This is a genomic window from Bacillus sp. 11C, from assembly GCF_055486375.1.
This window is the reverse complement of record NZ_JBUPVZ010000014.1, coordinates 48,082-64,289: the sequence shown is the minus strand read 5'-3', so window position 1 is coordinate 64,289 and position 16,208 is coordinate 48,082. Positions and strand designations below refer to the sequence as shown.

The 16,208-nt window shown below is 46.1% G+C and carries 1 protein-coding gene; it reads right to left on the bottom strand.

Annotated features, from left to right (window positions below):
- Positions 1-54 precede the first annotated feature (54 nt).
- Positions 55-16,155, bottom strand: a complete 16,101-nt coding sequence (locus tag ACY3LV_RS17150; protein ID WP_464864215.1) for a non-ribosomal peptide synthase/polyketide synthase — start codon at positions 16,153-16,155, stop codon at positions 55-57.
- Between the last annotated feature and the right edge of the window lie 53 nt (positions 16,156-16,208).

The following is a 16,208-nucleotide window of genomic DNA, read 5'->3' as shown; positions in this document are numbered from 1 at the left end:
TGACGGCTGTCCCCAGATGAAAATCATGCCGGGGACAGCCGATATCAACCGTTTTTAGAAATCTAATTCGATTGCGCTTGTGAAGTGTTTACTTTTGTTTACTTTCTCGCTTAATTGGATATCTTTTAAAGGAATCGATGGGTTTTGTATCATCGCCGACAGGATCAAAACGTAATCCTTGGCCAATGTAGCGATGGTTTTCTTTTTAAATAGCTTCGTGCAGTAGTCAAAGCTGCCTTGAATCTCGTGTTGATTCATCACAAAGGTCAACTGCAGATCAAATTTGGCCACCGTATTCGTTTGTTCATAAGGTCTGACGGCGAGAGAATCCACCTCAATATCCGTTTTTTCCGTATTTTGCAGCACGAACATCGTATCGAACAACGGATTGCGGCTTAAATCTCGTTTCACTCCGAGCTTCTCAACCAACTCTTCAAAAGGATACTCTTGGTTTTCATAAGCTTTTAGCATCGTTTCTTTGATTTCCGTTATATAATCCATAAAAGTTTTTTCTCCAACCGGAGCGGTACGAATGGCTAACGTATTCACAAACATCCCGATGATATGTTGTAAATCTTCATGCATCCTTCCCGCAATGGGCGTACCGACGACAATATCTTCTTGACCGCTATATTTGGACAGCAGTATGGTATAGGCTGCGAACAAGATCATATAAGTGGTCGATCCGGTCAATTCTTCCATCTCTTTTATACCTTGGACCACAGGTTCATCAAGTACAAAATTGTATCGCTTTCCATCAAAGCTTCGAACAGGCGGTCTGGCGAAATCTCTCGGCAATTCAAGCGGCGGAAGTTTCTCTTGAAATACATCCAGCCAATAGTCTTCCTGCTTCATGATTCGTTCCCTCTGCCCCGCCTGCTGCTGCCATGCAGCGAAGTCTTTGTATTGAATCCGGAGCGGGGCTAATTCTTTGCCGTCATACAGTTGAATCAGTTCTTCGACAAAAATATTCATGGAAGCGCCGTCCGTAATGATATGGTGCATGTCATATATGAAGACATGCTTGTCTTGTTCCAATTCAATGAGTCCGACTCGAAGCAATGGGGCCTGGCTGAGATCGAACCTTCGCACGAAGGCACGGAACAGCTCCTCTACCTCCTCAGCCGCTGCCTTGTACCTTTCTATAGAGAACTCCACCTGGGGCTTGATCACCTGCATCGGTTCTCCGCGGATCATGTCAAATCCGGTGCGCAGCGATTCGTGACGTTGAATCAGTCTATGGAACGCGGCTTGTAAACGATCCATGTCGATCCTTCCCTCCAACGTCAAAATTCCCGGCATGTTGTAACTTAGTTCTCCGCCTTCAATTTGTGTAGACAGGTAAACCATCTTTTGTACGGAAGATACAGGATAAACATCTTTGACTTCTGCAACAGGGATATCATCAGGTCCGCAGGTTTCCGCGCCTGCAATGACCTTCGCCATTTCTTCAATCGTCTGTGCTTGAAAAACTTCTCTTAACGAAATACTTTTGTTTAATTGCTTATGGATTTTGGCGACGAGCGTCATCCCCCGCAACGAATGTCCGCCCAGATCGAAAAAGTTGTCTTTCACGCCTACTTGTTCTAACTTCAATACTTCTTTCCAGATGTGAACTAACTGTTCTTCCAGTCTCGTCCGGGGGGCAACGTATTCGATTCCGGTTTGCAAGCCTGCTTCGGGTAGCGGCAATGCGCCGCGATTTACTTTTCCATTGGATGTAAGCGGCATTTGCTTCAGTTGTATCATGTATGAAGGAATCATGTAGCCTGGTATTTGTTTAGCTAGCTTTTCTTTGAGTTGACTGATCGGCAGTGCTTGCTCCGCTACAAAATAGGCATACAAATCGCTTTGCCCCTCTGCATGATCTTTGGCTAGGACAACGGCTTCTTGTACAGACTCGATGTTGAGAAGAGCGGCTTCAACCTCGCCAAGTTCGATCCGGTAGCCGCGAATTTTGACTTGATCGTCCATTCTCCCAACATATTCAATGTTTCCGTCAGGAAGGTAACGGGCAAGGTCGCCTGTTTTATATATCCGTTGACTTGGATCATAGGGATGCGGAACAAATTTTTCGCGTGTCAAGGCTTCCCGGTTGTGATAGCCTCTGGCCAAGCTGACTCCCGCAATGCAAAGCTCGCCAACGATACCGATAGGCTGAAGCGTCCCGGCTTCATTCAAGATTAAAATTTCCGTATTCGAAATCGGTTTACCGATTGGCGGCATCTCTTGATGAATGTCCGGTTCAACGGTATACGTGGTCACGACATGCGTTTCCGACGGACCGTAATGATTGTGCAGTGTACATTGGTGCCGCGCCAGCATGTCGCACAGTATATTCGTCATGATCAGCTGTTCTCCAGCAGCAACTATATGATCCACGCATTCGGCAAACGGTTCGAAATATTGTTTCTCCGATGCAAGGAGCTTAAGGAACGCTGTAGGGAGAAATGCCGTTTGAATCCTGTTTGTCTTGACAAAATCGTTGAGCTGACGAATTTCCCGTTTCATCTCATTATCGATGATATAAAGCGTCCCGCCGCTTAAGATCGTAGAAAATATCTCTTGATAGCAAGCATCGAAACTCATCGCGGCAAATTGCAAGACTCTGTCAAAACGTAGCTGCGTATGTTCCCATTCAAAATCGAGCAGATTCAACATCGTTTTATGCTCTAACTGAACCCCTTTAGGCTTTCCTGTTGTACCTGATGTGTAAATGACGTACAATAAGTGATTTTCCGCATGTGAAAGGTTTAGATTGCTTGCCGCACCTTGATATACCAACGGATCGTCAAGCAGAACCACAACACCTTCAAAAGAAGACGGAACGGTATGCCGGGCACAAGTCACAAGGACATCGGCGCCGCTGTCTACCATTAAAAATGAACGTCTTTCATCAGGAAGCTCCGGATCTATGGGAAGAAATGCCCCGCCGGCCTTTAATATCGCTAGGATGCCGATGATCATATTTGCCGAGCGCTCCGTGAGAATGGCAACCGCCTGATCGGGGCCTACACCTTGTTTCCTAAGCTCACGCGCCAGTTGGTTGGAGCGTTCATTCAACTGACGATAGGTTAAGGATTGATTTTCAAACATAACGGCAACATGGTCAGGGGTATGCTCTGCCTGCTGCTCGAATCGCTGGTGAATCGTTGTTGGGATATGTTCGCCGTTTCCTTTTGTATTGTTAAAAAGATCGCAAATTTCATGTTTCTCTTGCGGTGTCATCATATCCAAAGAAGCCAGTCTGGCCCCAGGATGTTCGATGATTGCATCGATCAGGTGCCCAAAATGCTGCATCATGCGCTCGATCGTTTCCGGCTTGAACAGTGTCGTCAAGTATTCCATCGTGCAATGAATGCACGTCTCTTCTTCCACGGCTGTTAAGGTTAAGTCGAATTTAGCCATTGTATGTTCACTAGGATAAGGGCTAAATGTCAAATCGTTTATCGCAAGTTGTTCTTGCTCTGTATTCTGCAGCACAAACATCGTGTCAAACAACGGATTGCGGCTTAAATCTCTGGCGATGTCCAACTGGTCGACCAGCGCTTCAAACGGATAATCTTGATGCTCGTAAGCTTTTAATGCATTCTCCTTCACTTCGGTCAAATACTGAGAGAACGTCTTTTCTTTGGCAGGGTAATTACGCATCGCCAGTGTGTTGACGAACATACCGATGATGGAATCCAAATCCGCATGCGGTCTCCCTGCTATAGGACTGCCCACAATAATGTCTTCTTGGCCGCTGTATTTCGACAGCAATAAGGTATAGGACGCAAGAAGTACCATATATAATGTGGATTCGGTTTTGGATGCCAGTTGCTTTAATCCGGCACTTCTTTGCTCATCAATCGTAAAATGCAGCGTGGCGCCCGTGAAATCCCGTGTGGCAGGACGTGTAAAATCGGTTGGCAGATGAAGGATGGGAATATCATCGCCGTACAGCTCTAACCAATAGTTTTTTTGCTTTTGCACTTCTTGTAGTCGCGCTTCTCCCGTTTGCCAGACTGCGTAGTCTTTGTACTGGATTCTTAGAAGCGGCAATGCTTCTCCTTCATATGTTCGCACAAATTCTTTAATCAGTATGCTCATGGAGGTTCCGTCAGAGATGATATGATGCATATCAAATAACAGAATTCCGCGATTCGGTTGAATCTCTATCAGCCCGACGCGAAGCAGTGGAGGCTCATCCAGTTGAAATGGGCGAACAAATTGACGAATGCAAAGATCCACTTCATCTTCTCTGGCCTGATAGGACTCTACTGAAAATTCAACGTGATCCAAGACATACTGAACAGGTTCTCCGTCCACTATTTTAAAGCCGGTACGCAAAGATTCATGGCGCTGTATTAGTTCGGCAAAGGATTGCTGTAACTTATCCCGATCCAGCTCCCCTTCGACAGACATAAGGCCCAGCATGTTGTAACTAAGCTCTCCGCCTTCCAAATGGTTGAGAATGTACAATCTTTTTTGTGCAGACGATACCGGATAATAGGGCCTCTTTTCGATCGCTGGAATACAAGCATACCCGGTTTGCTCCATCATCGTGACCGCCTGAGCGAGCTGTTCAATGGTTGGGAACTGGAACACGTTTCGCAAAGGGATTTGAACATGCAATTGCTTTTGAATCTTTGCAACTAGCGTCGTCGCTCGCAGGGAGTGCCCCCCGACATCAAAAAAGTTATCTCGAATCCCCACCTGCTCTAATCCGAGAACATCCTGCCAAATCTTCGCCAGCTGAATTTCTGTCGACGTTTGCGGTGACACGTATTCCGTGCCTACGTATCGCTTTCCGTCCGGCGCCGGTAATAACTGACGATTCAACTTTCCGTTCGGCGTTAACGGCATCTGATCCAGTTGTACAAAATAAGCCGGCATCATATATCCGGGTAAATGTCGGGTTAGACCATCCCGAAGTTCGCTAATCGGGAATGGCTCATCCGCCATATAATACCCGCACAAGTAATGCTCACCCTCTGCATCTTCAAAGGCAGTAACGACGGCTTCTTGAATCTCCGGTACGTTCAGCATTACCGATTCGATTTCACCGAGTTCAATCCTAAAACCATGAATTTTCACCTGATGATCGATTCGCCCAATAAATTCTATATTTCCATCCGGCAGAAGGCGGGCCAGATCGCCGGTTCTATACATTCGGCTTGATGGGACAAACGGATCGTCAACGAATTTTTCATTCGTCAATTCCGGCAAGTTCAAGTATCCGCGCCCTACGCCGTCCCCGGCAATGTACAACTCGCCCTGAACGCCCACTGGCTGTAATCGTTGCAGCGAATCGAGAATGTACATGCGATTGTTGCCTAGCGGCTTGCCTATAGGGGCGTGAATTTGACTGCGAGTCCAATCATCGGCAGAAACGTCGATGTTGAACAGGGACGCATCTACGCAAGTCTCGGTAGGGCCATATACATTGGTGATGACAGGTGCTGCGCCATGAACGGTAAATAAGTGCATGAACTTGGTTACCGTCGTTTTGGAAAGCGCCTCTCCGCCGATTAAGAGATGACGAAGCGGTACTCCTTGTCTATCATCTGCAGCTATCAGCAGCTTTAAGTGAGCAGGCGTTCCGTCGGTTATGTCAATGCGGTGCTGTCGATAGTAATCGCATAATGCTGCACCATCGGACACCGCCTCTTTGGGAACGATAAACAAGGTATGTCCTAACAACAAGGAAGCATACATTTGCTGGACCGAAGCATCGAAATAATATGGAGCGAGCATCGCCACATGCAAACCCGCTTCATAGGCAGAGTAAACCTGACGGCGCAGCCCTTCGATAAGGTGAATCACCTGGCGATGTTCAATCAACGTGCCTTTGGGCGTACCCGTCGTCCCGGAAGTATAAATGGCATAGGCCAGTTGATTGGATCGGCATGTCAGCGCCAGGTTGGCATCTGTTTCATGATAGGCATGTTCCTCCAGTATATCGATACATGTCTCGGAAAAGACGATGTTATCTGGAAGTTTCCCGCGTAAAAGCAATACGTTAATGCCCGAATCTCTTACAATATAATGGATGCGTTCCGAAGGAGAATAAGGGTCTATTGGCAAATACGCCCCGCCTGCTTTTAAAATCGCCAAGATCCCTACAATCATCTCAAGAGAACGTTCAACCATAATGCCGACGAGTTGCTCCGCTTGCACTCCTTCGGCTCTCAAGGTTCGCGCAAGCTGATTGGCACGCCGGTTCAGTTCCCCATAGGTTAACTGCGCTCCCTCGAATACAACGGCTAAACGGTCCGGTGTACGGCTCGCTTGTTCCTCGAACCACTGATGAATCGTTTGTTCATGTGAGTAATGCATGTCGTTAGACTGGAAACAGTTGAGCAGGTGTTCTTTTTCTTGCAGACTCAAAAGTTCCAATTCTTCTATTTTGATGTCCGGATGCTGCAATACTTGATGCGTGAGCTGTTCAAAATGCCCGCAAACCCGCTCCACTTCTGATTGTTCATATTCGTTTTGATTAAAACCAAAATGAACGGCCAGTTGTTCGCCAGGGATGACAACCAGATTAAAATCGTAATGGGAATGTTCTTCCATATGGAAATTCTTGATGTCTAGTTCAAGAGCGCCATGATCTGCTTGCTCGACTTGTTGTCCTATCGGATAGTTTTCAAAGATCATAATATGATCAATTAAGTTATGTTTTTGTTCCGTTTGTGCCTGGATTTCGTATAAAGGATAGGTATCGTACTCTTGGGAAGTCAATGCCTTTTCTTGAACCATTTGCATCGCTTCGGCGAAAGAGCTATCCTCATCGCAACGGATTCGAACCGGAATGGTATTGATGAACAGACCGATCATCTGTTCCACACCGGGGATTTCCGCCGGTCTTCCGGACACGACACTGCCAAAGACAACATCCCCGGTCCCGCTATATTTCTGTAATAAGATTCCCCACAACGTTTGGATCAACGTGTTTAACGTGACTTGATGATGGTTTGCGATCTGCTGTAATTGTTTTGTCTCGTCTTGATCTAATTGGCAGGTCACATTGGCATATGCATATGCTTTTGGTTCATGCTGCGGTCTTTTATGAAGAATCCGGGTTTCACCTTTGTAGCCTTCAAGATACTCGCTCCAATACCGTTTGGCCTCTTCATGATCTTGTTGATCAAGCCATTCGATATAGTTGCTATAAGGAGCTGTATATACGGGTTCTGCTTCCCTGCCTTCTTGCAAGGCGATATAATGTTCAAACACTTCATTCGTCAAAAGATGCAAGCACCAGCCATCCATGACAATATGATGGAAGCTCCAAATCAAATGATATTTGCGATCTTCCATACGGAAAATCGCTATGCGCATCAACTGATCTTGGGCCAAGTCAAATCCTTTCGCTTGGTCCTCTCTTCGGTAGGATCGGATTTCGTCCTCACACCGGTTCTTATCCATGTCACGCAAATCTGCAAAATGAACTTTCGGTCTTTCCGTTTTATAGACAATTTGTAAGGGTACATTGTTCCAACCGCTATAAAAACGGGTCCGCAGCACGGCGTATTTTTCAAATAAGCGTTCCAAGCATGCTGCAAACCTGTCGATCTTTAACTCTCCCTGCAAATCAAACGATGCTTGTTCGAAATAAGAACTTGAGTCCTCATCCAGCAAGCTGTGAAACAGCATTCCCTTCTGCATCGGAGTTAGCGGATATACGTTTTCGATCTCACCTGCTTGCGGCAGTTGAATAAGGAGCTGGTCCAATTCGTTAATGGTCATGCCTTTTAACAAAATATCGCTTGGTGTCAGTTCCGATTGTTCTTTATGAACGCAATGCTCAATGATTGTCCGAAGATCGCTTTGAATAAATGCCGATAATCGATTGATCGTTTCTCTTGCGTACTGTTTATTGCTATAGCTAATCGTCAGCACCAATCGATCCTTGGCAATCATCCCGTTCATATTCAATACATACGGGCTGACTTGATTTTCGCTCGAGTCTGAACCGCAGGAGTAAGAAGATAATTGAATCTCATGATGCTGCAAATCTTGATCAAACTGCCCCAGGTAATTAAAACTAATTTCTGGACACATTTTCGCTGGCGGTAACGCTGTTGCACCGCTTAAATACCTTGCTATTCCATACCCGATCCCTTTATGCGGAATTTGGCGCAACCCTTCTTTAGTCGTCTTGATGTAATGAGATATATTTTTGCCCGGCTGCATGTGAAGCACGACTGGAAACAGACTTGTAAACCAGCCTACCGTGCGAGAGATATCTATATCAGGGACTACTTGTTCTCTTCCGTGTCCCTCTAAATGAAACGCAATCTGTTCAAGTCCTGACCAATGTGATATAGAAATTCCAAAGGAGGTTAACAGCAGATCGTTTATTTCAGTGTTATAAGCGCGATTGGCTTTTTTTAATAACTGCTCCGTCTCTTCTTTGGTCCATTCCACGGTTACTGTTTCACTGTCTTTTGAGAACGTATGTGTTTCATGAAAATCTTTAGGCAACGGTTTCACGTCGGTTTGTTCAATCTCTGTCCAATAGTCCTGTTCTTCCTTTATGGTCGCACTCTGCGCGTACTCCGACAGCCTCTCGCCCCATAGCCGGAAAGAGTCTGTTTTTTGCGGCAATTGGATCACTTGCCCATTCTCGGCTTGCTTGTAGCCGCTCACGATATCTTCCAGTAAAATGCGCCATGAAACCCCGTCAACAATTAAATGATGGATAGCAATGAGCAAATGATCGCCGTCAGCACATTGAAATAAGCCAGCTTTCAGTAATGGCCCCTCACTTAAACACATACTGCCCTGTATTTGGTTAGCTTTGGCTTCAATCGCCGGACCCGGGTCGGCTTCCGTTTTCAGATTCATGACTTCAAGATGGTACAGTTCGCTTTGGACGATCTCTGCATTCCAAGCTTCGTATCCAATTTCCGTCGCCCGGAACGTCATGCGGAGCGCATCGTGATGCTCCCCAAGCTTTTGCAGTGTTTTGCGAAGTGATGATTCCTGAAATCCTTGCGGCGCATACAGCATGACAGCTTGGTTATAATAATGCGGATCTATCGTTGTTTGGTCAAAGAACCAATGCTGAATGGGAGTAAGGCTTACCTCCCCTTTGACTTCTCCTTGATCGGGTAAATGCAGGTTCTGCTCGATATGCGGACTCAATTCGGCAATCGTCGGATATTGAAACAAGTGTTTGATTTCCATTTTGTATCCCAGTTGATTTAATCTGGAAGACACTTGAATCGATTTAATAGAATCTCCGCCAAGATCAAAGAAATGATCCAGAATGCCAACCTTTTCAGCGCCTAATACCGATTCCCAAGTGGAAACCAATACTTCTTCCACTCTTGTTCGGGGCGGCTTGTACGCTGCTCTGTCCTGCAGCCGTGAATCCGGGACCGGCAGCCCTTTCCGATTGATTTTCCCATTGGAAGTCAAGGGCATTTTCTCCAGCTGGATGAAATAGGTCGGAACCATATAGCCAGGCAGGGCATGAGACAATTGTTCCCTGATCCGTGATACCGTTACTGGTTGGCCGCTCACGTAATACGCACACAATTGCTTAAATCCATGTACATCTTCTCTAGCTATGACGACGGCTTCTTTGATCGCTTCTACTCGCTGCATTGCCGTCTCGATTTCGCCTAATTCGATGCGATAGCCTCTGATTTTGACTTGTTCATCGATTCGGCCCGAGTATTCGATGTTCCCATCCGGCAGCCACTTCGCCAAATCCCCGGTCTTATACATCCTGGCTCCGTTTACAAACGGGTTTTCAACGAATTTCTCTGCTGTTAATTCCGGTCGGTTCAAATATCCTCTGGCTACACCGGCTCCACTTATATACATTTCTCCGGGGACACCGATCGGCACCGGTTTCATCCCCGCATCAAGCACATAAATGCTCATGTTTGCCGCCGCCGTACCGATCGGCACCGCTTCTCGTCTGTCTTTGACGGGATCGTAACGATAAAGCATGCATCCGACAACGGTTTCCGTCGGTCCGTATTCGTTATATATTTCAATTTGGCCTTCGAATTGCTCATGAATACTTTGGGCTAACTGGGTGCTTAGATTTTCTCCCCCTACGATCATTTTTCGAATAGCTGTTTTATTGGCGATGTTCATGGCTTTCAATACATGCAAATGGGCCGGGGTCAATTTAATGATATCTATCCTTGGGTCCTGCACAATCGATGAAAGCAAAGCGGTTTTGTCGTCTCCGTCATAGACGATGATCGTATTGCCTGTGACCAATGGTGTGAAAATGGAAGTCACTGTTAAATCAAAAGAGATCGACGAGTATAACGGAAAGTTGGTTTTCTCGCCCTTCACATAGACCTCTTTCGCCCACCAAATATAATTGGTCAAGCCCCGGTGCTCGATTAATACGCCTTTAGGCTTGCCCGTAGAACCTGACGTGTAGATTACATACGCCAAATGGTTCACATTGCTGAGCGGTTCAAGGTTAGAGGCATCTTCGTGATAAGAGCTTTCCTCATCCAATAAAACCGCGACGCCTTCATAAGTAAGCTGCTGCCGGACATCATGCTGCATTAAGACAATCCCGGCTTTGGAATCTTCCAGCATGTACTGGATGCGATCTTGCGGATATTCCGGATCTATGGGGACGTAGGCGCCTCCGGCTTTTTGAATGGCAAGTATCCCAACCACCAATTCGACACTGTTCCTGCTGATGATGGCCACGGGTTGGTCCGCTTGCACGCCCTTCGCTCTTAACGTTCGCGCCAGCTGGTTTGCCCGCTCGTTGAGCTGCCGGTATGTGAGCTGTTCGTCCTTATCGATAACGGCTGCTTGATCGGGCGTTTGCTGCGACTGCGCTTCAAACTGTTGATAAACCGTTGTCTGTGGGTATGGCGAAGCTGTATCATTAAGCGTCTGAAGAAGCTGCCTTTTTTCGCCTTCCGTCAACAATTCCAATTCTTCCACCTGGATATCCGCATCTTTAACGACTTGATGCAAGATTTGTAAGAGGTGTCCGCGAATCCGCTCCACGCTTGCTCGATCATACACCTTAGCGTTATATTCAAAATGGATATTGATGACTTCACCCGGTATAACAGTTAAATTAAAATCGTAGTTGGTTTGTTCTTCCATTTGAACATTGGAGATTGCGATAGACGATTCGTTATGTTGACCTATGCTTTCCATATACTGATCGGCAGGGTAATTTTCAAATATCATTAAATGCGTAATTAAATTTTGCCTTTGGGTCGTATGGGCTTGAATATCGTACAACGGATACGTCTCATACATTTGCGAGGCTACGGCTCTTTCCTGTGTCTGTTTCATTTGCTCAGCAAAAGTCGTCCCATCTTCACATTGAATTCGCACAGGAATCGTGTTGATGAATAAGCCGATCATGGTTTCCACGTTGGGAATCTCCGCCGGTCTTCCGGACACGACACTTCCAAAAACAACGTCCCGGCTGCGATTGTACGTCTGCAGCAAAATCCCCCATGCCGTTTGCAACAGCGTGTTCAGTGTGACATGGTGCTTGCTGGCCATCTGCTTCATTTTCAATGTGAGATCGGCATCTATGGCACATGTCACTTTCTCCGGAAGGTAATGTTCAGCTTCCGCTTGGTGATTGTCTTTGGGGAGGACGGTTTGCTCTTCATAACCTTCCAAATACTGATCCCAATAACGCTTAGCCTCTTCCACATCTTGCCGATCAAGCCATTCAATATATTGGCTATACGGAGTAATCGTCGCTCGTTCGGGCTGCTTTTGCTGAAGCGAAGCAAAGTAATGTTCGAATATTTCTTTCGTAATAAGCGGCAAGCACCAACCGTCCATCAAAATATGGTGAAAACTCCAGATAAAACGATATGTCTTTTCATCCGTACGAAAGACAAATAACCGCATTAACACGTCTTTTGCTAAGTCGAATCCCCGTACCTTATCTTCCCTGGCATATGCACAAATCCGCTCTTCTTGCAGCGTTTTATTCATCTGACGCAAATCGATGAACTCAAAACCGATCTTTTTGGTTTTAAATATGATTTGCAGGGGCTGGTCTTTTCCCTTGTAAAAATTCGTGCGGAATATATCATATCGTTGCGATAAACCATCCAAGCTTTTTGAAAATGAATCGATATCCAAATCTCCATGCAAATCAAACGTCGTTTGCTGAAAATAAGCTCCTGAACTTGGATCAAACAAGCTGTGAAACAGCATGCCTTTCTGCATCGGTGTTAACGGATATATATTTTCCACTTCGCCGAATTCACTCGTTTGCTCGAGAAGCTGTTCCAATTCTTCTATCTTGATATCCTTTAAAAAAATGTCGCTTGGCGTCAATGACGTCTGCTGCTGACTGACGCAATGCACAATGATTTCATTTAGACTTTCTTTCAAACTTCGGGCAAATTGCTCCATGGTCGATCTTTCGTATTGTTTATTGCTGTAGCTGAGTGTCAGCGATAATTTCCCCTCAGCAATCATGCCGTTCAAATCAAGTACGGCTGTTCTCGCTTGGTTTTCATTCATCGATAACCCTGTGGAATAAGGCGATGCCTGTAAAGCATGCTGCTGCAGATCTTGGTCAAACTGGCCTAAGTAATTAAACCGAATTTCGGGATGGAGCTGCAGGCGGTCAGCTTCTGCACGGCCGGATAAATATTGGATAACACTATAATTCATTCCTTTATTGGGGATCTGGCGCAGCCCTTCTTTCACGGTCTTGATGCGCTGTGACAGCTCTTTTCCTGCTTCCATCTTCAGGATGACGGGATATTGGCTTGTAAACCATCCTACCGTGCGAGTGATATCCACATCCGGAATAACCGGTTCCCTTCCATGACCCTCCAAGTTCACGGAAACTTCTTCCATGCCTGTCCACTTGTGAACAGCCAGTCCTAACGAAGTCAGCAGCAGGTCATTGATTTCCGTGTTGTAGGCGCGATTTGCTTGTTTTAATAATTGCCGCGTTTCTTCTTCTGTCCATTGGATCGTGATGACATCGCTGTCTTTCAAAAATGATCCTTCGCAAATGTGATCCTTAGGCAATGGTTCCAGCTCCAACCTTGAAAGCTCGGTCCAATAAGCAAGCTCCTGCTCCATATCGGTTTCCTGCGCATACTTGGCCAACTGCTCCGCCCAGAATGGAAACGAGTCTGTTTTTTGCGGAAGCCGGACCGTTTGTCCGCGCTCCGCTTGCTCATAGCCGCTGGCAATATCCTCAAGTAAGATTCGCCACGATACCCCGTCGATAACCAAGTGATGAATCGCAATAAGCAAATGATCTCCGTCCGGACATTGGAACAAACCAAGCTTCATCAAAGGCCCTTGGCTTAATTCCATGCTGCTTTGAATCTGACTCGCTTTATTGGCAACAGATTGGGCTGGATCGGCATCCCCTTTACAATTCATCACTTCCAGATGGTACAATTCACTTTCGTCTGTTCCGGCAATTCTAGCATCATAACCGTTCGGCGTTTCTTCAAAAAACATCCGCAACGCATCGTGATGCACAGCGACGCGTTCCATCGCCTGGCGAAGCGGAGCCTCTTTAAATCCTTGCGCCGAATATAACATCACGGCCTGATTATAATGGTGTATATGCGGCATCTTTTGTTCGAAAAACCAATGTTGAATCGGAGTCAGACTTGTCCTTCCCTGCACTTCCCCTTGATCGGCCATTCTGCTTACCGGTTCTACAAATGGACTTAGCTCAGCAATCGTGGGATATTTAAACAAATGCTTCATGTCAATCTTGTATCCGGCTTGATACAACCTGGAAGAAACCTGAATTGATTTGATCGAATCTCCGCCAAAATTAAAGAAATGATCCAGAATTCCGATATGCTCAGCGCCTAATACCTCTTGCCAAATCGACGCCAGCAGTTCTTCTATAGCGTTTCGCGGAGCTATGTATTCGTTTTCCTTCCGCGTTTTTTCTTCGGTAACAGGCAAAGCCTTCAGATCAATTTTTCCATTGGGAGTGAGCGGTATGCGTTCCAAATGGAAAAAGTAAGAGGGAATCATATAATCCGGCAGTTCACGGGCCAATATGGCTCTGAACTGCCCGGCGGTCAAAGAAGGCTCTCCGACATAATAGGCATACAATTGCTTGGCTCCGTTTTCGCCCTCTCGCGCAACGACCGCCGCCTCGTGCACCGCTTCCAGGTTGGACAGGGCCGCCTCCACCTCGCCAAGCTCGATACGGTATCCGCGAATTTTCACTTGATGGTCGATTCTTCCTAAATATTCGATCCTTCCATCAGGCAGCCATCTAGCGAGATCTCCCGTTTTATACATCTTTTGGCCGGGGAGAAGCAAATGTTGGACAAACTTTTCTTCCGTTAATTCAGGTTGATTGCGGTAGCCGCGGGCCACTCCCGCTCCTCCGACATACAGCTCTCCCGGTATGCCGATCGGCTGGATTTGCTGGTGCGCTCCTAAAATATAGGCTTGGTGATTGGCCACAGGCTTGCCGATCGTAATCTGTTCATCAGCAGAATAAACAGGTTGAAACGTAGATATCACGCTATTTTCCGTCGGACCGTATTCATTGTTGAGGCGAATCTGGGGTTGCAGGGAAAACAGTCTCTCCACCGTATCGGGTTCGAGTTGTTCTCCGCCTACAACGACATGTTGAACGTGAAGAAAGTCCTCTGCGTTCATCTGTTCGATCATAGCTTGTAACAGACGGGGAGCAGTCGTGAATTGGGTAATCTTTTCCTGTTTCACAACGTTTTGAATCACGAAAAGATCTTTGTTGTCTTGATTAGGCAACAGATACAGTGTTGCCCCCGAGATCAGCGGACCGAAGACATTTAAAATAAACGCATCGAACGCATAGGGAAACAAAACAAGTACGCGGTCCTCTGCGGAATACTTGAAAAATGCTTTCTTCCACTGAAGCGAGTTCACAATCCCGCTGTGTTCCACCATAACCCCTTTCGGTTTCCCCGTTGTCCCCGAGGTATAGATGACATAGGCCAAATGGTTGTGTTCTGCCACTGGCGGTAACAATGAATGATCGGCATGGTAAGATGTTTCATCATTCAGATCGATCGTCGGGCCGTCAAAGACGAGGCTGTTTTTGAACTGCTGCTGAACAACGAGTACGGCTACATTCGCATCATTCAGCAAATATTGAAGCCGCTCTGCCGGATATTCAGGGTCCAGGGGCACATAAGCGCCCCCCGCTTTCCAAATCGCAATGATGGACACAATCATTTCCAACGAACGCTCAGCCATAATGGCGACGACTGTATCGGCTTGCACCCCGCAGTTTCGTAATGTTCTTGCCAAACGATTGGATTTCTCGTTTAATTCGCTGTACGTCAGCTGGTTGTTTTCGAACTTGACGGCTATATGATCAGGCGTTCTTTCCGCTTGCTCTTCAAACAATTGAAATGCAGTTCTGCTTCCAGGGTAATTGACGGCGGTGTCATTAAAATCAAACAAAATGTGCTGTTTTTCCGCTTCGGGTATGATGTCTACCGTATCGATTGCAGCTTGGGGTTTGAACAAGATCACCGACAACAGATGATCGAGATGGGACACGATTTGGTCCATATAGCGCTCATCATATAGATTGCCGTTGTAAAAAAGCTGCAAATCAATCCCATTGTTCTCCAAATTAAAGTGAAACAACGTATCGGTTGCAACGTCTTCCTTAAATTGCAACGAATGAATTTCATTGAACGAAACGACGGTGTGGATCAACGGAATGCGCTCATCGTCGTATTGCACATTTAAATGCTGGACGATTTTTCGAAACGGAAGGTTTTGATTTTTCAGTGAATCATTAACCGCTTCTTTTAGTTGTTCGAACACGGTTTTAAACGTACTATGGCAGCTAAGCGTATTTTTCAACGGGACAATGGTATTGACAGCCGAAGGGCTGCTTTTTTGCTTGGATTCCGTTGGAATGCCCAGAATGAGGTTCGTCCGATCCGTATATTTATACAACAAGCATTCAATGCCTGACAATAAAATCAAATAGATGGCCATTTCGGAATGATTAGCCATTGTCATCATTCTTTGAGATACTTCCGGAGATAAGGAACGACAGATGCATTTTTCCTGATAGCCGGCACGGGTGAATGACGCTTTTTCCGCTGTTTTAAAGTAAGGGAATACGCTTAGACCATCCTCTTCATCAAACAGGTTATCCCAGTACGTTTCTTGATTTTTAAACACCGACATTGGAGCACCTCATTTTGTATAGTTTAAAGAAAATAATGTATGCTTTCCCCTTG